Origin of the sequence: Nocardia sp. NPDC051787 (assembly GCF_040681325.1) — a bacterium.
In the GTDB taxonomy this organism is placed as follows: Bacteria; Actinomycetota; Actinomycetes; order Mycobacteriales; family Mycobacteriaceae; genus Nocardia.
In genome coordinates, this window is the sequence record NZ_JBFAYO010000006.1 from 269,565 (window position 1) to 291,273 (window position 21,709).

Sequence of the window (21,709 nt, forward strand, 5' to 3'; positions counted from 1 at the left end):
AAGCACGGTCAGGCCACGGTGCCCGGATCAGTGCCCGGTGCTGGCGCGGGCTCGGCGGTGCCCGGGTCTTCCGGGTTCTGCGGCTCCTCACCGCCCGGCGCGTCGGTCACGACATCATCAAGTGCCTGCACGCGCTGCCTGAGCATCGTGAAGTCCAGCTGCTCACCGCCGCCGGAGGCGACCAAATCCTCCAGACGCTGGATCTCGCTGACGATCTCGCCGCGTGCGTTGTCGAGCTGGGCGACCAGGGCTTCGATGATCTCCTGCTGTGCCATCTGGGTTCTCCTTATTTCTTCGAGTTGATCATCACGGCGGGTGATCGTGATGTGCCATTCGGACATGGCGATCCCTTTCGGTAGGGAGTAGGTGGGCGGCATCTAAACCGCGCGGAACGACAGCTGGTACACCGCCGTCTGCCGGTGATCGGCAGGGTCGGGGGCGGCGATGTCGTGGCCGCCACTGACCTCGCGGGCGGTATCGATCAGCGCATCGCCGACGAGGGTGCAGCCGGATTCGGTAATGCGCTCCCGGCAGGCTTCCTTCAGCTGCTCTGCCTGCTCGTCGGTAGCGGCGTAGTTGTCGACCCGGACGATTGGCCGGTCGGTGATGCCGTCCTCCGCTCCCCCGATACGGCGAACCACGTTGTAGGGCAGCGGTTGTCCTTGCCGCTTCGCCTTAACCGTCGGCGCTATCGGTGACAGCAGTGCGATCATTACCTCGTGCACGTTCGGATACCTCGGCATCACAGAGCCTCGATCCAGTGCAGGAAGTCGGCCATGACGTGTTCGGCGGCGTTGTGGCGGGTGCCGCGCTCGCGGTATTCGGCGTAGCGGCTGTAGGCGTAGACCACGCCGAACTGCTGCTTCTCGCCCGTATCGACGTAGCCGATGACGGAGGTGGCGTTGTGGCCGGTGCGCCGGTGGGAGTGGGTGCGCCAGTAGTCCGCGCCGAGCTCGGCGATCTGTTGCAGCAATTCGCGGGTGTCCTCGCCGGTGGCGACAGCGAGTTCGAGTCGGTTGCCGGTCGGGTCGTAGTCCACGAATCCTCCTGTGCTGGTACAGATCCGCTGCGGTGGCGTGGCGCTCAACCGAGGGTTTTCGGGAGTTGTGGGTCAAGATGGCTTCACAGCTTTTTCGTGCGATGTCTGACCTCCGGCGTACCGTCAGCGATCAAGGTGCTGACGTAGGAGGGAACTTTGGCGAAGAGCGGGATCAACAAGCAGGGCATCAGCAGGTTGATGCGGGACCTGCAACGTGAGTTCGACCGTCAAGGGCCTATCCACGTGCCAGTCCACACCGCCATGCCTGAACTGCCGCAGCTGGGATCCGGCACCACGGTCAACTACAACGGCCCGGTGTTCAATGGAGATGTTTCCGGCGCGCAGATCGCCTGGAACAACGAAACCGTCACCCAGAACCAGCCGCACGAAAGCGCCGTCGCTGCTGGATTCGAGGACCTGGCCAGGTTCGTCACCGACCTACTGAGGCAGCTCCCACAGGTCGGTCTCAGCGATGAGGACCGTGAGGATGCTGAAGCTGCCGCGAACGACGTCCTCACCGAGATCACCCAACCAGAACCGGAACCCGGAAGGTTGCGGCGCGCGCTCGCCATGCTAAGGGGCGTTCTCGCGCCCGTCGCCGCTGGCGTGGTTGCCGGTGCCACAGCGGGAGCGCAGGAGTGGGCTCACACCGCGATCACCGGACTCAGTTAGCTCAGCGCACAGCAAGTACGAGGCATCAAAATCCGCGCGCGATTCGAAACCGCACGCCCGGTGACCACCCGGTGAACGGGTTACGTGGGGTGAGGATGGCGCCTACGATCCGAAACGGCTGCCCGGCGACGTTGACCCGATCGGTGGGCACGACATCGGAGTCGACCGGAGCTGTGACCTGGGCGGCGATGGTGATGGTTTCGCCGTCGATGTATTCCTCGCTGCTGGTCCAGGAGATGGCGCAGGGGCCGATGGTGTGGCTGGGGTGGGCGTAGCGGTCGAGCAGGTGGCCGTGTTCGTCGCGGAGGTCGCCGTAGGCGTCTGGTTCGCCTTCCCGGTAGACCTCGAGCATCACCCCGTGCAGGTAGTCGGGGGTGGTCATCAGCAGATGAGTGGTCGCCCGCTGGCGAGGCCCGCGTTGCGCAGGACGAGGACGGCTTCGTGGCAGAGCCGTTGCGCTGCCTGCTGGATGGTGGCGGGGTCGGGCAGGGCGTAGCTGACCGACCCGCCGTCAGCGGACTGGCTGGCCACGGTCGGGCGCAGCCCCGACGCCGACGGGTCGATTCCGGCAGTCGCCCAGGCGATCACCTGGAGGCAGCTCGCTTCGCGCAGCGCGTCGCGTTGGTCGTCGTCTGAGGGCAGGCCGGCGGGGGTGGTGTCGTAGAGGTCGTTGCTGGTGATGTCGCGCACCAGCTGCGACGCCGAGCGGATCAGCGCACCTACGTTCGCGGGCATGGGGTCAAGGCGGCTGGTGAGGTCATCGGGTGTGGCGTAGACGAGCATCACGCGGCCGCCGCCCCGGCCTTGGCGGCGTCCTTGCCGGTTGCCGCCCGCTTCCCGGTCGCGGTATTCCCGCCAGAGCTGCCACCCTCCGATGCCGATGCCGGTGCCGGGTTGGGGTTCGGGCCGGGTGGCGGGCCGGAGTTCGGTACGGGCGCGGGTGTTCCGGCGTTGGGGCCCTTGAGCAGCACGGCGCGGTTGGGGTCGAGGCATTTGACGCCGTAGAGGGTGTCGACGGAGATGACGGTGGTCTTGTGTCGGATGTCGTAGTCCATAGCGACCCGCATCGATAGGCCCTTGTACTGGATGGCGAACACCGCGGCGCCGGGCGGCAACTCCATGGGTGCGGAGGCGAACGCGAACGCGGTCGAGTGGAACGCGACGCCGACTTCGGTGCTCGGCTGGCCGGGTGCGGGGTTGGGGTGGGGCTGGCCGACGTTCTGGGACCAGAAGGTGTCGAACCCGACGATCTGCTGCCCGATCGAACCCTGCCGTAGCGCGGCGGTGGAGTCGCTCTTGTCGGCGTGCAGCAGCAGCGGCTTGCCCAGCCAGCGGGCCTTGGTTGTCGGCCCGATCACTGCGCGGCGGCCGGGGGCGGGCACGGACTGGATGTCGAGCTGGCGTCCGGCTTCGATCAGGTTCTCCGGGTTCTCCCACAACCGGCCGGTCCCGGTCTCGAACGGTTCCGCGCCGGCCTCCTGGGTAACCTGCGCGCGCAGCGATAGGAGGTCTTGGTCGACCTTCTGGCTGATCGCCTCCATCGCCGGGCGGAGGATCTGTTCGTCGAAATCCTCGATATCGAGGGTGAGTTCCTCGGTGGTGACTTCGACCGAGACGTCAGCGATGGTGTCGAGGACGACGGGGATCTTGGATTCGGTGGTGTCCTGGATGACGATGCCGCGCACACGATCGAACACGGTGGCCTCGAAGCGCGGAGGCCGTTTGACGTTGACGGTATTGCCGACCTTCTGGGGGCCGAAGTCGCTGGAGACGTCGCGGTAGACCAGCGGAAGCATGACCGTCAGCTCATAGAGGTTGGCCAAGCTGCGGCGCGCCAGCACATCGGGGGTGAGGAACTTGTTGGGCACGGTCGTCTCCTCGGGTTAGGTGCGGGAGCTGGCGATGGAGCTGCGGACCTTGAGGCGGATGGCGTCGATGTCCTCGTCATCGGCCGGGGCGGGTGGGGTCGCGTTGCCTGCGCTGAAGTCGCCACCGGAACGCGGGGCTGCGGGGGTAGTGGTGAGCTTGGGGTTGTTGCTCACTGCGTCGGCGACGAGGGAGTCGATGCGGGTGCCGAAATCCGGTGCGTCCGGGTCCAGGTCGTCCAGTGCGCCGGTGCCGCGCAGGTACGGGACGAGCAGGGCGTGGTCGCCGTTGTGGGTGTCGGCGGCCGCGGCGATGGCGTCTTTGATCCGGTAGTCGCGCAGCTTGCGGTCGGAGGCGCTGGCGCGTTCGGTGAGTTCAGCGATGACCTGATCGGGATCGGCGTCCTCGTCGGGAACCAAGCCGAGAGCGCGCCCGATCTCCTGCACCATCACCTCACGGGCCTGCTGGGCGGCCTGCTCGACGGCGGTTTCGGCTCCGGCGCGGGCCTGCTCGAGTTCCTGGCGCAACTCGGTGATCACTGTCGACAGCTGCACCGGATCGAGGTTGTCTGCCTCGGATGGTGCGGGGGCCGGTGGCTGGTCTGGTGGCTCGGGTGCTGGTTCGCCGGAGGCTGGTGGTGCGGTCGGGTCGGGGGTGGGCGTGGATTCGCTGGACATGACTGGGTCCTTCCTGGACATGGTTGATCGCCCAACAGGGGTTGGGGCTCAGTGATGTTCGAGCAGCCGCGGATGCCCGGTGGTGGCTGATCAGCGGGTGGGGCGGTCCGTCGTGCCAACGGGGGCGCGCATGGCTTCTCGGCGCATCCGTTCTTCGACCTCGGTGCGGATGCGGGCGACTTCGTCGTTGACGTCGTCGCCGGACCAGTTCGGGTTGCGTTCGCGCACAGCTTGTTCGGTGGAGATCAGATCCGAGCTCTTGAGCGCGGCAAGCCGGTTGGCGGTCTCCAACGGTGGGAGCTGGGCGCGCACCGGCCAACGCACTTCCGGGTTGGCCTTCAGCTCGATTCGGCTGCCGAACTGAACCCGATCGAGCTCGGCGATGGTGCGCGCGAACGGGACCAGCTCGGCTTTCCAGTAATTGATCTTCTGGTCCCGTGTGGCTTCGGAGAGTTTGTCGCGCGAGTTGACCCCGGTGGCCGTCATGAGGCCAGCGGTGCGGTCGTCACCGAAGGTGGACGCGGACAGGCCCGCACCACGCAGGATGAGTTCGGTGATCTCTGCGGCGGTCTCGCTGTGTTCTTGCCAGCGGATGGTGAACTGTTGCGGCATGATCGGCGGGCTGCCGTCCTTGAGACTGCCCAGCGTCGCCCCGGGCAGCGGGGTGAAGATCGCCTGCTCGGAATCGAACACCGCTCCCGCGCCCGGTCCACGGGATTGGGTTAGCTGCTTGTCGACGAACAACCGGCTTCGCCCGAGGTCGATATCGCGCATCCACGCCGACCACGTCTCATCGAGGGCATCCAGCAGCGGTTCTTGCCCTTCGAGATCAGAGCGGCCCAGCGAAGCGAGTCCTGGTGTGTGGCGCCAGATCCGGTTGAACCGAACGTTCGGCACATAGCGTGCGGTGAGCGCGTTGACGCCGGTGGCAATGGCCGAGTCCGAATCGACCAGCGGCGCCGCCCAGGCGGTGTCGGGGTGCTCGATGAGGGGGCGGCGCTGCCCGAGCCGGTCGCGGCTACCGCGATAGAGCCCATGGTGGATGCGACCGGCTGCGTGGTGCTCGAGGTGCCGCCACACCACTCCGCTGGTGGTGTCTTCGGCGACGACCTGCCAGAACGTTACCCCGGCCAGCCTGTCGTAGCGCCAATACGGGATGGCGCAGTCGGCGGCGATCTTGCCGAGGTTGACGTGGTCGCTGACCGAGTGGTCCCACCAGGCTCGCAGATACACCCCGCCGAGTACGGAGGCGAGTTCGCCGGCCTCCAATAGGGTGGCGGCGGTGTCGGCTCCGCCGAGCAGCAGCTCGAGGCGGTTTTGGGCGGTTTTGCGGTCGCCGCGGGCGTCGTTCTCGCCGATGACGAACCGCGGCGGCTGGGAGAACAGCAAGCTCGCCGAGCCGCGGGCGAGGTCGGCGGCCAGCGGGACGTGCAGGCGTTTGGTGGCTTGCGGGTTGGGTCGTCCCCAGAAGAAGCGGGCGATGCGGCCGACGAGGCCGCCGGAGAACTGGGCGGGCCGGTAGGCCGGATAGCGTTGGTAGACATCGGCGAGGCGGTCGGTGTCACCTGCGTACCAGGCGTCCCAGACCGCCATGGCTTTCTGGGCGCGGTCGAACGGTGGCGGCGGCCAAGGGATGTTCGAGTCAGGCAGCATCGGCGACCTCGTCGAATCCGATCACCGGCCGCCACAGCCGTTCGGTGGTGATCACCGCATACCGCAAGGCGTCGATGCCGTGGTCGTTGACTTTGATCGGCGCGTCCTCCCCTTCCTCGGTCGCGGTGGTCGACCACGAGTAGCCGGGAATCTCCAACAACAGCGCCGGGCAGCGGGTCGAGATGCGGAGGAGGTTGCGGGCGAACAGCATCGCCAGCACGCGTAGCCCGTAGAGGACGTCGTTGTCGGCGGCCGCGGTCTCGACGCCATCAGCGTCCAGTTGCACCCGCAGCGACGCGGCCGATGGGTCGGCGATGACGTGCTCGGCGCGCATCCGGGCTTGCCGCAGGTCCGGCAGATGCGGTCGCTCCAGCCAGGCACGAAGGTCGGCCGACAGTTCGGCGTCGGTCTTGCGTTGACTCATGGTGGAGGGCTCGTAGCGGTATTCGTCCACCGCATACAGCACGCCATCCACACCAAGCCCCAGGAGCACGGCATGGGTGGGGTTGGTGGTGCCATAGTCGATACCGACCGCAATCAACTTGCGCATCAGCGGCAGCGCCGCCCAGTCGATGACTAGATGCTCAGCCCAGGAGTCGAAGACGCTGCCGTCGGCTGCGACCCAGTGTCCGAGGATGAAGCGCCGGTACCACAACCCGGAGTACTCACGCTTGTACTGGAGTTTCCGCTTCTGCGATAGGGCCGGGTTGTCGTCGAGCTCGAAATGCCATGTCCGCCAGTCCGGCAGCAGTGGTTCGCCGTCGGTGTCGAGCTTGCCGAGGCGGTCGAGGAACTCTCGTTTGAGCCAGTGCACGGGGTTGTCGGGGTTGGTGGAGCCGAACAATCTGGCGTCGTCGAGGCTCATACGGCCGAGCAGCTGGCGGAAGAAGTCCGGGCGGATGACGGTGATCTCGTCCACATAGGCTCCGGCGACGGTGAGGCCGCGTAGCGACATTTCGGCTTTGGCGTCGCTGGCGCCGAGCATGTAGACGCGGCGGCCCAAGATTGTGGCCGTTGGTGCGCCGAGGGTGTAGGACACCCGACCGGCGAGATGCCCGAACAGGGCGGGGTCGCGCATGGGTTCGATGACGTTGCGGGCCAGACTTTCCCGGGTGCGACCGACCATGACGAACTGGCCGCCCGCGGGTGGGTCAGCGAGGAAGATCAGCCAGCACAAGATCGAGGCGATGGTCTTGCCGCTCCTGATGGCGCCTTCCCAGATGTTGCAGCGGGCGGTGGCCTGCACGATCGATACCGCTTGTTTGCGGGAGATCGGCAGCTCATCGAGCACGCTCACCGCGGCCGTTCCAGCTCGTCGCCATCGCCCAGCCCCTCGCCCACGCCGTCAGCGGTAGGTTCGTCACCGACCGGGTCGGTGATGTCGTCCTGTTCGACGGCGGCTTTGAGTTTGCCGAACAGGTCGGCCAGCATGCTGCGGTCGGATGCGACGGTGTCGTTGCTTTGGCTGTTCAGCAGCTCTGAGAGGCTGCGCAACGCCAAAGAGAGCGCGGTGTAGCCGTCGCGGACATCCCGCAGCGGCGGCAGCGGCAACGTCACCGGGATCAGGGAGTCGATGCCGCGTTCGTAGGTGGTGACCGGACTCCACAACCGCTCATGCAGGGCGGGGATCTGTGCCTCGATCATCTCCGCCAGATCCAGGCGGCGGCGCTTGAGCTGCTCGAGCCGCGCGGCGGTGGCCTCGGCGGTCTGCGACTCGTCGAACCGCAGCCCGAGCTTGCGTGCCCAATAGGTGATGGCGGCGGGAGTGACGCCGAGGATGTCGGCGATCTCGTTGCGGCCCTTGCCTTCGGCGTGCAGCTCTACGATGCGCGCCCGGTCGTCGTCGGTCACTTTGCCCGGCCGGCGATCGCTGCGCCGGTCGGCACCGGCGGGTGGCTCGCCGCTGTCGTGATCTGTCATAACGGTTCCGGCCCTCAGCTACGGAACCTGGCCGCCCACGCAGCGATCTTGCGGTCGGCGCGGTCGCGGACCGCGCTGATCGGGTTGGGCACCGGGGCACCGGAGGCTGCGTCGATCACCAGCAGCCCGGTCTCGCCGAGGATGACGGTGGCCTCCTGGAACTCCGCGAGCGCTTCGACGTAGCAGGCGAACTCGACCAGATTCGCCGGATTCAACTCCGTGTGTGGCGCGAGCTGCTCCCACAGGACGCGGGCTTGCTCGGTCAGCCATGACGGCGGGTCGGCCTTCCACGCCGACACCGACACCGGCTGCGGTGGGCGGCGCAGCGGAATCACCGGGAAATCCGGGGCGGTCATGACGGGTCAGCTCCTGTCGGGACGTGGGTGGCCCCATCCGCGTTGATGGGGCCACCGCCGGGTGGGTTACGAGCCGGAGGTGGAGGCCGCGGCGCGTGATCCGGCGATCCGGCTGCGGGCGCGCTGTCCGGCTGCCCGGATCACCGTGCCCAGGCGGCGGCCTGCTGCTGCGAAGCGATTCATTTCCTACCTCCTTCCCGAGGGGATTCCGACGGCACACGAAACCCCGGCAGTCCGCTGCCGGGGTTCCCGCGTGTTGAGTGGATGTGGCTTACTGGCCGTCGAGTTCGATGCCGAGGATGCGGGCGACTTTTTCTCCGTCGAGGTATTTGTCGCCGAGTTCGACCAGTTCGGCTTTGCGGAGGAATTCGTCTTTCTGTTCGCGGGAGCGGAAGCAGATCGCGACCCAGAATTCGGAGTCGTTCATCGCGGCGAACTTCTCCGCCCACTGTTTACTCGCCCCAGAGAGTCCTTTGCCGAGGGCGTCGAGTTCGGCTTTCACGTCGGCTTCCAGATCACCGGTGGAGTTGTCGCGGACCTCGGCGAGCGGGTCGGGGTGTGGTTGGCGGCGCAGGGCGTCGGCGATATCCTCGCGCGATGCTTTGACTTTTGATTTTCCGGCTTTCAGGATGGCGAGGACTTCGTCAGGGAGCGGCATTCATGACCTCCGCGCGGAATATTTCGAGATCGGCGAGGGGAAACCATTTCAGGATCGTCTGGAAGTCCTCGGGGTAGTGGGTGCGGATCGGGCCGAGGTAGTCATATCGGATGCCGTCGAGGGAGCGTTTGAACATCCGATAGTCCGGGCCGAGTTCCACCCCGGCTCGTTTGATCCGCGCCCAGACCTCTTTGGTTTCCCAGTCCCAGATCGGGGACTGGCGCCGGGTGCGGTGCTTGACCGCTCCCCAGCGTTTGATTGCCAGCATCCGGGTCGCGGAGTCTGCGGCGCGGACACCGTCGAGGATCCAGGTGTCCGGGGCGGCGAACGCTTCGCGCATCAGCTCGTCCCATTCTTCACGGGTGGGGACCCACAGGTCGGCGGCCTCGATGATCGCGCACCGCTGCGGTGGCTGAAACACCAAGTTGGACAGCATCCGCCAGAACGCATCGGCTGGGAGGTCGATGATCCTGGTGCCGAAATGCTGCTCGTAGCGGTCGAGGTCGTCGCGGATGAACTTCAGGCCCGGGACGATGGACTTGTGGATCGGGATCACCGGGATGTCGCGGTCGGCTAGCTCCAGCCACACCGCGACGGAATCCTTGCCGCGGCTGAAGTTCAAGATCACCGGCTTGCGTGCCTCGGCGAGCCCGTCCAGCAGCTGGGTCGAGGTGGGATATCCGGGAAGGCTGATCACCGGCGCTCCCCCGCCCTGGGTAGGTCAGGTGCTCGGCCGGCACTGTGCCAGTGTAAGGCTGGTGTCATGTGAAATCCTCACTGTGCATGATTCCTCTACAGCCCCAGAGAGATAGGGCTCAGTGGGCAGGCTAGGGGTCACTCCCACAGCCTCAGCAGACACCCAATGCAACCTCTATGGGCCATTCTGAAGGCTCAGACCTTCCAGGGGCACCCACACCTACCCTGGACAATTCCAGGGCTCTACAGGCCATTTTCAGCCCTTTTTCACTGGGTTTGAATTCTGGGTTGCATTACTGGTGTGAGTGTGGTTATTTGAGTGCTGGAAGGGCTTTCACAGACTTCATTCACCACTGGGCACTTGCCTTCGACTAATGGCAGGGTCGCCCCAACAATCAGCCTATTGGTACGGCTCGCTCATATCGTCTTCTGGGTGAATTTCGGCATTTCCGCTTGACGGCGGAGCCATGCCACATTTCGGGGGAAGTCGCACGCAGTTTTACCCGCTTGCGTGGCTCCCGCATGTCGTTTGATAACTCCACAGTGTGAACTCATGCAAAGGCAGAACATTTCTGCCTGTCCGTTTCTGTGGCCCAGCAGATTGGGCCGCAGTCGTTCAACTGGGAGAAATCCATGTCCACTCGCAAGAGCACCCGCACGGGCAGCACCGGTCCGAAGAAGGCTGAGCCGACCAAGGCCCAGCCCAAGCAGGCCGGGCCGAAGAAGGCCGCGCCGACCAGAAACCCGCCGAAGACGGCGCGGTCGGCACCGGAACCGGAACCGGAGCAGAAGGAGCAGAAGCCCTACTGCCCCACGTGCGGTACCCGGCTCGCACCGGAGGAGGGCGACCCGCATCTGGGATCAGTCCTGCTCTACGACGATCCGGACTATGCGAATCTCGCAGGAGCGTTGTTCCTGTCCGGCTGGCAGTCGCAGATCCTGCAGAAGGTCATCGATGGCAGCCCAGCAGTCATCGTCATCGGCACCCCCGTCGACGAGACCGGGCAGGTGCTACGCAACCGCAAGATCGTCACCGCGACATGGGTACACCGCACCGACACCGGGTGGGTGCAGATGGCCGAGCTGTGTGGCTACAGCCGCTTCGACGGCACCGGTTTCCAGAACCGCACCGCTGAACAGCTGATCGCCTACATCGGCCGCAACACCGCCGAATGGGTCAAAGCACCCATCGACGACGAGGCCGAGACCGCGTCGAAAGGCAAGCAGCGGACCAGCACCAAGGCCGAGGCGCAGGACCAGCCTGCCCCGGAGCCGACGGTGGACCCGGAATCCAAAGGGCTTCCCGCGGGTTCGACCCCTGCACCGCAGGACGAGCCCGACCCGGCCACCAACCCCGAAGCGAAACCCGCTGTCGAGAACCCTGATCCCGCCGAGGAGATCGGCGACGACCAGGACGCTCCCGGCACGGGTGAAGAACTCGAGGTGGCCGAGGAAGAAGTCCTCGCCGAACCCACCTCCGGGGAACGCGTCTCCGTGTGAATGCAGGGAGCCGGTTCGAGACAGTGCATACCTGTCTCGAACCGGCTCTCTCGCAGCCTATTCAGTTTCAGCGAGAAAGAACCAGTCCATGGACAACGTGAACGACAAAGACCAGGAAGCCAAGATCATCCGGCGGATCCGGGCGATGCTCGAAGGTGCCGACGACGCCGCGAACGAACACGAGGCGCGGCGACGGCGGGAGAAAGCCTACGAGCTGCTGTCCAAGTACGGGCTCGATGAGTCCGACGCACGGATCAGCGGTAGCCGCGACGCCAAGGCGAACGAGATGGTTCGCATCCGGGTGCCGATCAAGACGGCGGCGTTTCGGGAACAGCGGATGCTGCTGCTGGGCATGATCGCCGTCGCGTTGCACACACGCCCGGTCATCATCGGCAACGAGATGACCATCGTCGGGGTCCGCTGCCATGTCGAACGCGTCAAGATGATCTACCCGATCATCGCGGTGCAGATGATCAACGCCGCGAGCAAACGTCTCCCGGACGACCCGTTCGATGTGGCCGGTGTCCGCCGCGACCGCATCGGGTTCATGACCGGCTACGCCCAGGAGGCGATGGCCCGGATCGTGGAATTCGAGAACAGCGCGGTCCGAGGCACCAAACGCGAAGCGTTGATCGCCGAGGACAAGCGCCGCACCGAGGCCGCGTTCAATGCGTTGTATCCGAACACCGGCAAGTGGGACCCCGGCAAGGGCGACGCTGCCGGGTTCAGCGCGGGAAGTCGCGGCGCGCACGGTGCCGATATCGGTCAATCACGGATGGGCGGCGGACGACGAGCCATCGGCTCCTAGCCCGCCTGCCACCGAGCCCCCGATCACCTGGTGGTCGGGGGCTCGGTGCATTCCAGGTCAATCACCGGCGGCCGGAGCGCGGCCGCCGACCAATCTGCTTGCGACACAAAGTTTGCGAGCCATCCAGGAAGTTGGAGTACGGAAGATTGAGTGAGGAACACACGCCATGCCGGGAAGGCATCGAGTTGCGGTGCGCGAACTGCGGCGAGGTCGTCTCATGCCACGGTGAGGGCTTCTCGTCCATCGTCACCGAACTGCTGGCCGACGACGGCCTCGGTTTCGGGACGCTGCTCTCGGCGCTGCTGCTGTCGGGATGGGAGTTCGAGGTCAGCCAGCTCGTGGTCGACGGCAACCCGCGAGTCACGCTGCGGGGCACTCCGGTCAACACCTACGGGCGGCCCCGTCTGGACAAGCGGGACGTGACCGCGATGTGGGAACGCAGGCCCACCGGGTGGGTTGCCGATAGCGCGATGACCGGCTACCAGGCGATCGGTGGCGGGTTGTTTCGGCCCGCGTCCGCGACCGAGCTGGCCACGCTGGTGCTGGCCAGCCCTGCCAGCTGGATCCGCGTCCCTCACTGAACCTGGTGAGTAGGTGACGATAGGAGCGCCGACCCCGCTAGCACGGGTCGGCGCTCCTTTGTCGTTGCGGCCTATTCGCTGAACGCGCTGGCGGTGATCAGCAGCTCCAACCCCCACGCCGCCAGCCACGCGGTCCGACCACCCGGAACGGCCGCCGCCTCGGCGCGGATCGCCGCGACCGCAGCATGCTTGAACCCCAGCCGAGGATGCAACAGCAGCAGCTCGCGCACCCACACCGGATCGAACTCCGACAGGCGAGCGCCATACAGATCCAGCGACGTCCCGGCCGCGACGAACCCCGCCGGATCGGACAGATCCGCGCTCACACCCAGCGTCATGTGCCCGGCCACGGCTGCCCCGAGATCCTGAGCCCGCTCCGGTGTCTCACCGGCCGCCACAGCCAGCGCGATCGCGCGACGTGCCCCCGTGACGGCGAAACAGCAGCCGGGCGTGGGTCGTTCGAGCGCCAGGTCGTGCAGCAGACACGACACGTAGGCCAGCTCGTCGTCGTAGTCGCGGCCGTCGATCCCGGCCAGCACGCGGGCGAACCAGTAGGTGCGGTAGCTGTGTTCCAGCAGCGTCGGTGACAACACCGCACGCGCCTCGGTCTCGGCCTCCCGCACCAGGCGGGTGTCGGGTAGACGTGCGTCGGCCAGCTCGAGCTGCACCGTCCCGCGGTAGCCCAGTCGTGCCCGCAGCGCGTCGACGAGCAGCCCCGGCATGATCCCGAACATGACTGCGGTGAGTTGACGGCGCTGCGCACCTGTGAGGTTTCCGCTGGTGTTTTGTGCCCACGCCCAGTCCAGGCCCGCTGGAGCAGCCATCGTCGCCTCCTCGAGGTAGCAGCCGAACTCACGCGCACCCGAGAGAGAGCACCGTCCAGACCGGGATGCCGGAGTACGAAGGCCAATCACAGACCGCCATAAGCCAGCGGCGCGCATTTGACTCCTGCTGCACCGCAGCAGGTTCCGCGAACACCTGTTCGCGGGCCGGGTCCCGGCCAGCTAGCACCTGGCCGGGCCTCGGTTTCTGGTTCACCACATCCACGGGAGAAACACTGATGAGTGACCCCTGCATCGTGGGCAGACTCGGTGGCGAGAAGGCCACCGGCGTCTATGTCCACATCGACGGAACACCGAAGGCGATCCTGCCTCGTCTCGGGCTGATCATGGCCCGCGACGGCATCGACACCGCCCTGGCGACGCTCGCGCGTCGCCGCTACGGCTGGGCATACCTGTGGCCCGAATTCGATGACGGTGACGCCGAAACCAACCTCGGCCTACCCCTCCACAACGGCCGCGTCATCCCCGGCTACGGGTTCTCCTACACCCTCGGGCCGCTGATGCACGCCTTCACCCTCGACGATGCCCGCACCCATCCGCTGATCGGGTGGGCGTACTTCATCGACCCCGCAGGCGGCGATGTGCACTGGTGGGACACCCGCCCCGGCGCAGCCGACACCCGGCACGTCACGACGGTGTGGAGTCACGCATGAGCAGCAACGAGGAATGGCCGCGAGGGGTGTGGCGGCGTGACCGGATCACTCGTGGGTGGCGGTACTGGGTCAACGCCTACCGCCGCTACAGCGAACCGGATGCCTTCCGCGCCCAGCTCAATGCCGCGATCGGGGATATGACCTGGTATCCGCCGGTCGGGGCGGCGTTGCCGCTGTGGCCGGGTCTCGGCCTGCAGGAGATTCGCCGACAGGGCGGGTTCAAGCTGGTCGCGGGACTGGGGGTCGCGTCGACACCGCTGGAATACCCCGAGGACGAGCAGCTGAAGGCTTACCTCGAGCGGGGCGTCGAACCGCAGTGGTCGACCTACTCGCTGCTGGGGATCAAGCAACTGACCCGGGAGGGCTGGGGGATTTCCTACTTCCTGGACCGAGGACTCGAAATCGGCGGTATCGCTTTCGATGTCGTGCAGGAAGCGAGGCCGGAGCACCTGAGTTTGTTGTGCGCGTTGAACCGGCACGACGAATGCCCCGGATCAGTTCGGCCACGCCGGTGGATGCTGGTCGGCCAGCAGGCACCGTGTGCGTGCGATTGCGGATGCCGCGACCGGTCACGGCGGCGGGGCGCCGACGATCCACCCGATCAGGTTGCCGAGGAACTCGATGACCTGAAGCCAGATAACGAGGGCAGTACCGTACACCAGAAACCTCCAGAAACGGAGTAGACATACAGACAACGGGAAACGACAGAACCCCCGGCCCAGGGAAGCGGTTTCGGGCCGGGGGCTCTGCTGTGGAAACGCCAGTAGTGGAAGGGGGGATGACACACTACTGGCGCGAAACCGAAGCTAGCTGTCCACAATCAGCATCCGCAAGGGCCTGCTGCGGCAACCTTCCGCGGCCGCTCCAACCGCAGCAATGAACGAACCCGGCGGACACCGAACTCCGAGAACTGTCGGTCAAGGATGCTGCGATGCTCCGGGGTCTGCTTCGACCTGACGACCGGTCACCAGCTGTGTCTGCGGGGTCTCGACCGACCGGGCCCGCCTGGATTCACGCTGGTGGGTCTGGTTGCCATGGCGATTCCACCTTCGGTCGTTCGGGGTGTCGAACCAGTTCGATCAACGCCCACACCTGCTGGAAGGTGAAGGTAGATCCTTCGATGACGAACTCGCGGTCACCGCCGGCATACGTGGCGCCCGCCACACGGAGAAGATCAAAGACCCGGTCGAAGTCTTCTACGTGTGAAGCGTGAATGTCGAAGCGCTGTTTGGATTGCGGCGAAGGCTGTCCTGCCGCGTGCTTCTTGGTCGGCGAGTCGGGCGATGCGCCACCCTCCCATCGGATGTCGTAGTCGCGACCCAGGACCTGTTGGACGGCCGCGCGGACCGGCTCCGCATACTTCGGGCTTGTCAGGTACCGCGCCAATACAGCGTGCTGATGGGCAAATACGACAGTGGTGCCGTCCAATCGAACAACCGACGCCCCCGCCAGCAACGCATCGACACCGGCTCCGCCCAACTCCCGCGCCTGCTCACGGATGACCGGCCACGCCGCTTCGATCGCCTCAACCTCGCTGCTTGATGCCGTGGGCGCCTTCGAGGGTGCTGCTGGCGCGCTCAATTGCTGGCGTATCCGCTTGCGCGTGTCCTCGGCAGCCTGGATACGTCGACGCTCCTGCTCCAACTGTTGGGCCAGCTGTTTGGTCAATTCCGCAGGGATCGCAATACCATCTGGCGTCAAAGTCATTTCGGACAGCGAGAATTCATAGGGCACGAGGCCATCTCCGGTGCACGGTGGCAGATGCTGGACGCGGTGGTGGACATCGCCGACCGTTGTGGCGGGCTGCCGTTGATGCGGCGCACCGACCATCAGTGTGACGGCACCCTTCCAGGGATCGAGCATCCATATCTGCTGGGGGCGCTCAGTGCCGCTGAGGATCATCCGCGGGACTGGGCTGTCCGGGTGCCACAGCCACACATCGGCGACGCCAGCGCGTCGGTAGTCGCGGTGTCGATCGCCCCAGTCGGCATCGGTCAGTCGATAGCTCTGCACCTCGAGCGCAACTTCGCTGCGGTCAGCGAACACGACACGGACATCGCAGCGTCGCTTACGGTTCGGCAGCCACACCTCGCTGCGAACGTCGACGACATCTGGTTGTGTTCGAGCCCATGTCGCGACCGCTTCCTTGCTGGCCAGGTGCCACTCCGACTCCGGCTCATGCTGTCCCCCGGCGGGCCCCTGGCCCGATGGATGCGCAAAATGGGGTCGCCGAACCCCGCCTATGGGGCCTTTCACCACCAGCGGCACTTCGGTGCCCGGCGGTGCGTCGATGCCCGCGTAGCACAGCGCACACACTAGGGTCCGGTCGCCGCGGTAGCTCTTCGTCCGCAGCTCGTCCATGCGTGGATCGGCGGGATCGGTTGGCGCGTAGTTGTACTGTCGGCGTATGAGGTCCAACGCGACTGTGAGTTTGTTTGAGGTACGCACCTCAAAACACCCCTTTTCTCGAAATAGGCGGTGGCCCTTCCAGCAGCGGCAGCCGCGGGAAAGCCTTGCAAGGCCGCGCTATTCGATGTGGGGATGCGCCTAGGGGTCCGGCTTGAAGTCAAGTTGGGAGAGCGTGATGCTGTTACAGAAATGTCAGTTATGTTGAGCGCCGGGAAGTTCGAGATTCACGAGTTTCGATGACAAGGTTGCGGCCTACCCCCGATCGTACGACGGCCTGGCCGCGATGTCACGACGATCTCGGCGAGCATGGATGCTCAACCCAGCACCGTCGCCAGCCGGCTGGTGTCAGCAGGACGCGACCGGCACCAACGGTGCGGGAAGTTGGTCGCCCGGTCCTCAGCGGAGCCCGTCGCGGTGCGGGAAGTCCCACCGCTGTGTCACCGTGAGTTCGACGTCGCTCATCGGGCCTGCGGTAACACAGTCAGCGGTCGGTACGCCAGCCGATCCGGTTCATGCGTTCGAAGTAGGCGTCATCAGCAGCTTGGATCTCTGCTTCGGTGGCCTGGCGGGATTCGGGTTTCGGTGCACAATCCGTCTGGGCGAACAGCTGTCGTAACGGCTGCTGAAGACGCGGATCCGCGCGCTGGACGATCTGCTCGGCCTTGGCTTTCGCGTCGGCGCGGGCGCGGCGATGGCAGTCGAGAAGCACAGAGGTGAGCTGGGTGTTGTGCCAGCGCATGGCGCCCGGGGCGATCTGCAGGTTGGTGATGTCACCGGCAGCGTTGACCTCGACGCTGACACCGCGGACTTCACCGCGGCCCCGCACCGCCGCGACGACGTTGGCCAGGCGCTGGCTGTTGCGGCGGATCTCGGCGAGGTTGTGCTGGAGCTGTTGCTCCCAAGCGGGCAGGTCGGTCATCGACGGCCCAGCTTCTTGAGGATCTGCTTCATCACTTCTGGCATCGGTCGCTTCTCTTCCTCACGGACCTTTTCCTGCCCGGTGTAGACGCGGTAGTAGCGAGCGAGGTTGGGGCCGAGGAGGGTGACGACGTCGGGATCGTCGTAGACGTTTTCGACGAAGGATGTGGCGATCAGGTCGGAGACCGGGTTCTGTCCGTCACCCCACTGCTGCTCGAGCCGATCGAAGAACGGCTGCAGGCGAGCGGCGGGGTCCGGGCTGTCATGCGTCAGGCTGATCACCCAGCGGGCGATGTCGCCCATCAGCAGGGTGGGCAGCATCTCGTCGTAGTCGCGGATGTGCTCGGCGATCACGGGCCGGATCTCTGGTTCGAGGTCGGCGAGTCCTTCGATGAACGCCGCCAGTGCGGGCACCAGGCTGCTGGTCCAAGTGTGGAGCAGGTCAAGGATCTCTTTGTCGCTGTGCTCGTTCATGACTGCGCCTCCTAACCTCTTATCGTCCCGCTAGTGCGTCCATGAGATTCTGCAGTTCCCTGATCGCGACGGCACGGTCTGCGGGGTCGGTGTTGTTCTTGTCCATCAGCCATTTCGCCAGACCGCGCTGGTAGTCCACCGCCTTGGTCAGATGCCATTTGCCCTCGGTGGGTTCAAGGGTCGCCAACTCGTTGCGGACCGCGTCGGCGGTGGTGCCGTCGCCGACTCTGTTGGTGTTGTTCGCGCCCCGGTACATGTCGTTGAGGATGTTCTGGAGCTTGGGATCGTTGACCGTGGGTTTGACCGCGGGCGGCTTCGGTGTCACGCCCGGTGGTGGACCGCTGCCCTCGCTGGCTCGCCACAGTTTGGTCTTGGCCTTCTCCAGCCACTGCCCGATTTTGGCAGCCATCGTCCGCAGCTTCCCGGTGACCGCGGACGTGACCCGGCCGGCGATCTTCGCGACCGCGCCGGCGAGTCGGTCGATGATGCGGCCGATGCGGGCGGTGTAGACCGCGATCCGCGCCGCCACAGCGCCGTTGCCGAGTTCGGACAAGCCGCCGGTGAACGGGATGAAGATCGCCATCCCCGCTTCCCATGCCGCGGTCTCGGCGAGCATCGTGCCGAGCTCGTCGAGAATCTCGCGGTGGGCGTCGTCGAGGTGCTGGGCGTACTCGCCGCACGCGTCGCCGATGTCCCGGAACGACGCCGACAGCTCCAGGAAATCGCCTGCCGTCTGGCTGCAGGTGGCCACCGCGGCCGGGATCTCGGGCGAGAGCTGGTTCTCCAATAGCCCGACCGCACCCGGGATGGAACTCGTCGCGGTGTCCAGCGCCTCGGCCGCGGAGTACCAGACGGTCTTCGCCGCGCGCAGCTGGTCTTGGCGGCCGTTCGGCCAGATCAACCCGGCCACAGCCTTGATCAGCGGCCAGCCGAAGGGCTCGCCGCCGTCTCCCCCGCCGGCCGAGAGCACCGTGTTGGCCAGGCACGGCTCCACCCCCAACGCTGGCGGCGCAGGCGGCTGGACACCAGCGGGATGGGCACCGGCTTCCCCGGAGGCGTGGTTGTAGGCACCCGCGGCGAGCAGGTCGCGGATGCGGGCGGACTGCGCCACCAGATTCGATGACGCCTGCAGCGCCGCGTCCACAGCCTGGTCGTAGCTGGCCGCCCACTGGCTGCCCGCGCTGTCGCTACCGGCCATGCCGCTGTACCCGGTCAGGGTCTTCACCAGCGCGGCGTGCACGTCGGCGCTGCCGTCGCGAATGCTGTCGAAATTCTCACTGGCCGACCGGTACTCCTCGTGTCGGCACACGATGATCGGGAAGGTCGGCGGCGCCACTTACGGCCACATCCCGTGGTTGGTTTCGGCGACGCCGGAATAGTTCGTGTGCGCTCGCCGCGCCACCTCACGCAGCTCGTCGAGGTTCTCCCGCATCTCAACCACACCGGCCGACCACCGCGTGTGCGCGGCACGCTGGGCTGCGGCGGCGTCGCTTGACCACGACAGGTGCAGGTCGTCGATGTGCTGATCGACCTCGCTCAGCCAGCCCTCGACCTCGGCGCCGAACTTCGCCATCGTCACGATCGCGTCATCGAGCTGCTGCAAGTTCACCCGGTAGCTATAATCGTCGAGCACCTGCTACACCTGCCTTCCGACGCCGTTGATCGCGTCGCGACGCGCGGAGTCCTGCATCTCGTACCGGTTGGCGGCATCAGCCAAACTCACCGCCGAGGACTCCAACGCGGCCACGATCTCCTCGGCACCGTCCCGCCACTCCACCCATGACTCGTCATACGCCGACGCTGCTTTCCCCTGCCAGCCATCGGCCAGCAGCTCGGCGCCGATCGTGCGATCCAGCTCCCGCACCCGATCTCTGATGATCTGCGCCTTGTCACCGATGAACCGTGCGGCCTCCCGCAGCCTCAGCGCATCCACCTGAAGTTCATCGGCCATGCGCGCCCCCTCCTCACACTGTCCATAGGTCTGTAGGCACTATAAGTCGCATTCCACATGCCCGCCCCGAACCGCTCTCGCCGCTCACCGCAGACGTGCCTAGCACTTCAGGTTCCAGTCGGAGGGAGGGTCGCTCCTGTGGGACATCGACCCGTACGGTCTGCCGGAGTCCGAGCCGGAAGTCGTCCCCGGTACCGCATCAGACCACTATGCGCCGCAGCCTTCCACGACTTCCTCGAAGCCGTCCGCCAGAACCTCACCTCCAACCCGTACCCTCGCCACCTCTTTGCGGTCCAACCGCGGCAAGCTCCGTCAGTGGAGCCAGACCGTGTACCAGGCGTTGCAGTGCCGCTGTTTTCGCGTATTCCAAGACACTGTGCACTGAGCGTGTCACCGGCTGCGATCCGTTTCAGCAGATCGGCTTGTCGGTCGTTGATCGGAGCGTCTCGCCGCACCATGAAGCCTATGGTGCGCGGCGAGTACCGACGGAGGATGCCCGACTGCGGACCACGGCCTACGCTCTCCAAGCCCGGAATCTGATCGCCATCTCCAAACGCTCAGGGATCTTCACCGCCACCATCACCGATGCCGGCGAGTACTACCTCAAGTACGGGCGTCATCCACAAGGCTCATCGCCGCGAAGGTCGTCCTCCAACGGCAAGAAGGGATGCCCCCTCGCCGAACGGGGCGGGGCCGCGCAGCACAGGCCACACCGCGAGCGTGTTCATCGAGGCTGCCACTCTCATCGAGAAGCTCAACAACGATCCCGATAAGACTCTGAGAGTCTCGAACCCGGACGAGGAGACTCGAGCCGCGTATCGGCGTGCTGTGCACGCCGTGAAGCAGGATCGACACGTGCCTGCGGGGTGGGTCCTCAGATACACCGGTCGCTCCAAGGGCGACATCGTTATCCGATTGCTGGATGCCGAAAATCCCGATGAGACTGATTGGAACCGCATCCGGCTCGCGGCGCAAAGAACAAAGTTTCCCCGCGCAGGATCTCCGGCAATTGTTGGTCGAGAACCCATCCGCACTACAGGTCAGCGATGGTCAGCGCGAGCGGGCAGTCGAGTTTCTGCTCAAGCTCAACGCCCAAGCGCTCAACCACGACCAGCAGGTAAGGATGACGCGCCGCGGGGAACATGCAACGCTGGGATACCGAATTGGCGACGCGCAGTGGCATCTGTCCCTCGCCGAAGATCATGTCGACCCATACGGGCAGCGTGTGGAGCCATGGGAGATCCGCTCTTCGTACCGGCGAGCCAGGCCAACCGGCAAGCTTCGGCTGACCATCAGCTCACAGTCAGTCTCGGACAAAAACGTCTGGCTGGACGAAAAGCGCGCACCTCTGGAACGGCGAATCGGGCAGATCATCGAAGATGTCAAAGCAAGTTTCGACGAAGCCAACCGTCGGCGCGAGGAAGCCCATCACAGGTGGCTGGCTCAGAAGGCAGAGTACGAGCGGAAGCGCGCCGCCGAGCAGCTGGAATGGGAAACAGCGCTGGCAGCGGCTCGGCCGAAGGCCGTGGCAATGCTGCAGCGAAGGACTCTTTTCGCCGCTCTGGGGGCGTGGCGCGCCGCGCGGGATCTCCGGGAAATCTGTGCGCTCCTCGATGGCGTAGCGGTGGGCGCGCAGGCGGATGGGGATGCAGAACGTGCTGCCAATCTGCGTAGTTGGTGCGCTGCCGGACGGAAGTTGGCTGAACGTCTCGACCCGACGATTGGTCCCGCTTCGCTGGGCACGATCACTGTCGATATCGAGCCCGGCCCGGATGACATGCGGCCATATCTCAACGGATGGAGGCCGGATGGCCCCTACAAGGACTATCACCGCAAGTCCATCGATGAACTCAGCTTGTCCCGTCCGAGGCCGACCGACTGGGACCTAGGAGAACTCCCATGATGCGGGACACTGTGCAAGACGGACGATGACAATCACTGTGAGGTGCCCGGAGGGTCTCGGACAGTGGCCCAAAGTAGGATTGGGTAACACTGAACGGAGTTGTTTGTGGCACAGAAGAAGTCGCGGCATTTCA

At 65.7% G+C, this 21,709-nt stretch carries 27 protein-coding genes; 7 read left to right on the forward strand and 20 right to left on the reverse strand.

Annotated elements, in window-relative coordinates:
- Positions 1-8 precede the first annotated feature (8 nt).
- Genes AB0M45_RS09275 through AB0M45_RS09285 form a run of 3 tightly spaced genes read right to left on the reverse strand, consistent with a single transcriptional unit; the run spans position 9 to position 1,039 of the window.
- Positions 9-377, reverse strand: a complete 369-nt coding sequence (locus tag AB0M45_RS09275; RefSeq protein ID WP_364324788.1) for a hypothetical protein — start codon at positions 375-377, stop codon at positions 9-11.
- On the reverse strand, positions 378-713 hold the full coding sequence (locus AB0M45_RS09280; RefSeq protein ID WP_364324791.1) for a hypothetical protein: 336 nt from the start codon (positions 711-713) through the stop codon (positions 378-380).
- Positions 714-742: 29 nt separating this feature from the next.
- Positions 743-1,039: a hypothetical protein gene (locus AB0M45_RS09285; protein ID WP_364324794.1), complete on the reverse strand. Its 297-nt coding sequence runs from the start codon at positions 1,037-1,039 to the stop codon at positions 743-745.
- A gap of 156 nt (positions 1,040-1,195) precedes the next feature.
- Between AB0M45_RS09285 and AB0M45_RS09290 the strand changes: the two genes are divergently transcribed.
- On the forward strand, positions 1,196-1,711 hold the full coding sequence (locus AB0M45_RS09290; RefSeq protein ID WP_364324796.1) for a hypothetical protein: 516 nt from the start codon (positions 1,196-1,198) through the stop codon (positions 1,709-1,711).
- Between the two features lie 25 nt (positions 1,712-1,736).
- On the opposite strand, the gene AB0M45_RS09295 is transcribed toward AB0M45_RS09290, so the two are convergent.
- From AB0M45_RS09295 to AB0M45_RS09340, 10 genes are all read right to left on the reverse strand, one after another.
- Positions 1,737-2,093 carry a hypothetical protein gene (locus tag AB0M45_RS09295; protein WP_364324799.1) on the reverse strand — a complete coding sequence of 119 codons (357 nt, stop codon included), beginning with the start codon at positions 2,091-2,093 and terminating at the stop codon, positions 1,737-1,739.
- Positions 2,093-2,446, reverse strand: coding sequence for a hypothetical protein (locus AB0M45_RS09300; RefSeq protein WP_364324802.1), 354 nt, complete (start codon positions 2,444-2,446; stop codon positions 2,093-2,095). The genes AB0M45_RS09295 and AB0M45_RS09300 overlap by 1 nt, the downstream gene beginning before the upstream one ends.
- Positions 2,447-2,493: 47 nt before the next feature.
- The gene (locus AB0M45_RS09305; protein ID WP_364324805.1) at positions 2,494-3,579 is read right to left on the reverse strand and encodes a P22 phage major capsid protein family protein; all 1,086 of its coding nucleotides are present in this window, start codon (positions 3,577-3,579) and stop codon (positions 2,494-2,496) included.
- Between the two features lie 15 nt (positions 3,580-3,594).
- Positions 3,595-4,254, reverse strand: coding sequence for a hypothetical protein (locus AB0M45_RS09310; protein ID WP_364324808.1), 660 nt, complete (start codon positions 4,252-4,254; stop codon positions 3,595-3,597).
- Positions 4,255-4,344: 90 nt separating this feature from the next.
- Positions 4,345-5,907, reverse strand: coding sequence for a phage portal protein (locus tag AB0M45_RS09315; RefSeq protein WP_364324811.1), 1,563 nt, complete (start codon positions 5,905-5,907; stop codon positions 4,345-4,347).
- Entirely contained in the window at positions 5,897-7,204 is a 1,308-nt protein-coding gene (locus AB0M45_RS09320) for a PBSX family phage terminase large subunit (RefSeq protein ID WP_364324813.1), read from the reverse strand. Before AB0M45_RS09320 ends, AB0M45_RS09315 begins: the two co-directional genes overlap by 11 nt.
- Complete coding sequence (locus tag AB0M45_RS09325) at positions 7,201-7,827, reverse strand: helix-turn-helix domain-containing protein (RefSeq protein WP_364324815.1); 627 nt, start codon at positions 7,825-7,827, stop codon at positions 7,201-7,203. The genes AB0M45_RS09320 and AB0M45_RS09325 overlap by 4 nt, the downstream gene beginning before the upstream one ends.
- A gap of 14 nt (positions 7,828-7,841) precedes the next feature.
- Complete coding sequence (locus AB0M45_RS09330) at positions 7,842-8,183, reverse strand: P27 family phage terminase small subunit (protein ID WP_364324818.1); 342 nt, start codon at positions 8,181-8,183, stop codon at positions 7,842-7,844.
- 271 nt (positions 8,184-8,454) lie between these two features.
- Positions 8,455-8,841, reverse strand: coding sequence for a hypothetical protein (locus tag AB0M45_RS09335; protein ID WP_364324821.1), 387 nt, complete (start codon positions 8,839-8,841; stop codon positions 8,455-8,457).
- The gene (locus tag AB0M45_RS09340; RefSeq protein WP_364324824.1) at positions 8,828-9,538 is read right to left on the reverse strand and encodes a hypothetical protein; all 711 of its coding nucleotides are present in this window, start codon (positions 9,536-9,538) and stop codon (positions 8,828-8,830) included. Before AB0M45_RS09340 ends, AB0M45_RS09335 begins: the two co-directional genes overlap by 14 nt.
- Positions 9,539-10,170: 632 nt before the next feature.
- On the opposite strand from AB0M45_RS09340, the gene AB0M45_RS09345 reads away from it, so the two are divergent.
- From AB0M45_RS09345 to AB0M45_RS09355, 3 genes are all read left to right on the forward strand, one after another.
- Positions 10,171-11,037 (forward strand): hypothetical protein, encoded by an 867-nt coding sequence (locus AB0M45_RS09345; RefSeq protein WP_364324827.1) that lies wholly within the window; start codon positions 10,171-10,173, stop codon positions 11,035-11,037.
- 88 nt (positions 11,038-11,125) lie between these two features.
- Positions 11,126-11,845 carry a DUF2786 domain-containing protein gene (locus tag AB0M45_RS09350; RefSeq protein ID WP_364324830.1) on the forward strand — a complete coding sequence of 240 codons (720 nt, stop codon included), beginning with the start codon at positions 11,126-11,128 and terminating at the stop codon, positions 11,843-11,845.
- Between the two features lie 146 nt (positions 11,846-11,991).
- Entirely contained in the window at positions 11,992-12,426 is a 435-nt protein-coding gene (locus AB0M45_RS09355) for a hypothetical protein (protein ID WP_364324833.1), read from the forward strand.
- 71 nt (positions 12,427-12,497) lie between these two features.
- Here AB0M45_RS09355 and AB0M45_RS09360 read toward each other — a convergent pair whose 3' ends face one another.
- Positions 12,498-13,250 carry a phosphohydrolase gene (locus AB0M45_RS09360; protein ID WP_364324836.1) on the reverse strand — a complete coding sequence of 251 codons (753 nt, stop codon included), beginning with the start codon at positions 13,248-13,250 and terminating at the stop codon, positions 12,498-12,500.
- Positions 13,251-13,486: 236 nt separating this feature from the next.
- On the opposite strand from AB0M45_RS09360, the gene AB0M45_RS09365 reads away from it, so the two are divergent.
- Positions 13,487-13,921, forward strand: coding sequence for a hypothetical protein (locus AB0M45_RS09365; RefSeq protein WP_364324839.1), 435 nt, complete (start codon positions 13,487-13,489; stop codon positions 13,919-13,921).
- Complete coding sequence (locus AB0M45_RS09370) at positions 13,918-14,604, forward strand: hypothetical protein (RefSeq protein ID WP_364324842.1); 687 nt, start codon at positions 13,918-13,920, stop codon at positions 14,602-14,604. The genes AB0M45_RS09365 and AB0M45_RS09370 overlap by 4 nt, the downstream gene beginning before the upstream one ends.
- Positions 14,605-14,932: 328 nt before the next feature.
- Here the strand turns inward: AB0M45_RS09370 and AB0M45_RS09375 are convergent, their stop codons facing one another.
- The 6 genes from AB0M45_RS09375 to AB0M45_RS09400 all read right to left on the reverse strand — a co-directional run bounded on the left by AB0M45_RS09375 (position 14,933) and on the right by AB0M45_RS09400 (position 19,673).
- Positions 14,933-16,282, reverse strand: coding sequence for a competence protein CoiA family protein (locus AB0M45_RS09375; protein WP_364324845.1), 1,350 nt, complete (start codon positions 16,280-16,282; stop codon positions 14,933-14,935).
- A gap of 529 nt (positions 16,283-16,811) precedes the next feature.
- Complete coding sequence (locus AB0M45_RS09380) at positions 16,812-17,249, reverse strand: YbaB/EbfC family nucleoid-associated protein (protein ID WP_364324848.1); 438 nt, start codon at positions 17,247-17,249, stop codon at positions 16,812-16,814.
- Positions 17,246-17,722, reverse strand: coding sequence for a hypothetical protein (locus AB0M45_RS09385; RefSeq protein ID WP_364324851.1), 477 nt, complete (start codon positions 17,720-17,722; stop codon positions 17,246-17,248). The genes AB0M45_RS09380 and AB0M45_RS09385 overlap by 4 nt, the downstream gene beginning before the upstream one ends.
- A 19-nt stretch (positions 17,723-17,741) precedes the next feature.
- Positions 17,742-19,058 carry a hypothetical protein gene (locus AB0M45_RS09390; protein WP_364324854.1) on the reverse strand — a complete coding sequence of 439 codons (1,317 nt, stop codon included), beginning with the start codon at positions 19,056-19,058 and terminating at the stop codon, positions 17,742-17,744.
- A complete protein-coding gene (locus AB0M45_RS09395) occupies positions 19,059-19,355 on the reverse strand; it encodes a WXG100 family type VII secretion target (RefSeq protein ID WP_364324857.1) in 297 nt (98 codons plus the stop codon).
- A gap of 3 nt (positions 19,356-19,358) precedes the next feature.
- Positions 19,359-19,673, reverse strand: coding sequence for a WXG100 family type VII secretion target (locus AB0M45_RS09400; protein ID WP_364324860.1), 315 nt, complete (start codon positions 19,671-19,673; stop codon positions 19,359-19,361).
- Between the two features lie 922 nt (positions 19,674-20,595).
- Here AB0M45_RS09400 and AB0M45_RS09405 point away from each other — a divergent pair.
- Positions 20,596-21,576, forward strand: a complete 981-nt coding sequence (locus tag AB0M45_RS09405) for a hypothetical protein (RefSeq protein ID WP_364324863.1) — start codon at positions 20,596-20,598, stop codon at positions 21,574-21,576.
- Positions 21,577-21,709 lie beyond the last annotated feature (133 nt).

Excerpts from the sequence above, each read along its gene's own strand:
- AB0M45_RS09275 (WP_364324788.1), bottom strand. The coding sequence starts at position 377 with ATGCCGCCCACCTACTCCCTACCGAAAGGGATCGCCATGTCCGAATGG.
- AB0M45_RS09280 (WP_364324791.1), bottom strand. The coding sequence starts at position 713 with ATGATCGCACTGCTGTCACCGATAGCGCCGACGGTTAAGGCGAAGCGG.
- AB0M45_RS09295 (WP_364324799.1), bottom strand. The coding sequence starts at position 2,093 with ATGACCACCCCCGACTACCTGCACGGGGTGATGCTCGAGGTCTACCGG.
- AB0M45_RS09300 (WP_364324802.1), bottom strand. The coding sequence starts at position 2,446 with ATGCCCGCGAACGTAGGTGCGCTGATCCGCTCGGCGTCGCAGCTGGTG.
- AB0M45_RS09310 (WP_364324808.1), bottom strand. The coding sequence starts at position 4,254 with ATGTCCAGCGAATCCACGCCCACCCCCGACCCGACCGCACCACCAGCC.
- AB0M45_RS09315 (WP_364324811.1), bottom strand. The coding sequence starts at position 5,907 with ATGCTGCCTGACTCGAACATCCCTTGGCCGCCGCCACCGTTCGACCGC.
- AB0M45_RS09325 (WP_364324815.1), bottom strand. The coding sequence starts at position 7,827 with ATGACAGATCACGACAGCGGCGAGCCACCCGCCGGTGCCGACCGGCGC.
- AB0M45_RS09330 (WP_364324818.1), bottom strand. The coding sequence starts at position 8,183 with ATGACCGCCCCGGATTTCCCGGTGATTCCGCTGCGCCGCCCACCGCAG.
- AB0M45_RS09335 (WP_364324821.1), bottom strand. The coding sequence starts at position 8,841 with ATGCCGCTCCCTGACGAAGTCCTCGCCATCCTGAAAGCCGGAAAATCA.
- AB0M45_RS09345 (WP_364324827.1), top strand. The coding sequence starts at position 10,171 with ATGTCCACTCGCAAGAGCACCCGCACGGGCAGCACCGGTCCGAAGAAG.
- AB0M45_RS09350 (WP_364324830.1), top strand. The coding sequence starts at position 11,126 with ATGGACAACGTGAACGACAAAGACCAGGAAGCCAAGATCATCCGGCGG.
- AB0M45_RS09360 (WP_364324836.1), bottom strand. The coding sequence starts at position 13,250 with ATGGCTGCTCCAGCGGGCCTGGACTGGGCGTGGGCACAAAACACCAGC.
- AB0M45_RS09365 (WP_364324839.1), top strand. The coding sequence starts at position 13,487 with ATGAGTGACCCCTGCATCGTGGGCAGACTCGGTGGCGAGAAGGCCACC.
- AB0M45_RS09370 (WP_364324842.1), top strand. The coding sequence starts at position 13,918 with ATGAGCAGCAACGAGGAATGGCCGCGAGGGGTGTGGCGGCGTGACCGG.
- AB0M45_RS09375 (WP_364324845.1), bottom strand. The coding sequence starts at position 16,282 with ATGGACGAGCTGCGGACGAAGAGCTACCGCGGCGACCGGACCCTAGTG.
- AB0M45_RS09380 (WP_364324848.1), bottom strand. The coding sequence starts at position 17,249 with ATGACCGACCTGCCCGCTTGGGAGCAACAGCTCCAGCACAACCTCGCC.
- AB0M45_RS09385 (WP_364324851.1), bottom strand. The coding sequence starts at position 17,722 with ATGAACGAGCACAGCGACAAAGAGATCCTTGACCTGCTCCACACTTGG.
- AB0M45_RS09400 (WP_364324860.1), bottom strand. The coding sequence starts at position 19,673 with ATGGCCGATGAACTTCAGGTGGATGCGCTGAGGCTGCGGGAGGCCGCA.
- AB0M45_RS09405 (WP_364324863.1), top strand. The coding sequence starts at position 20,596 with ATGCCGAAAATCCCGATGAGACTGATTGGAACCGCATCCGGCTCGCGG.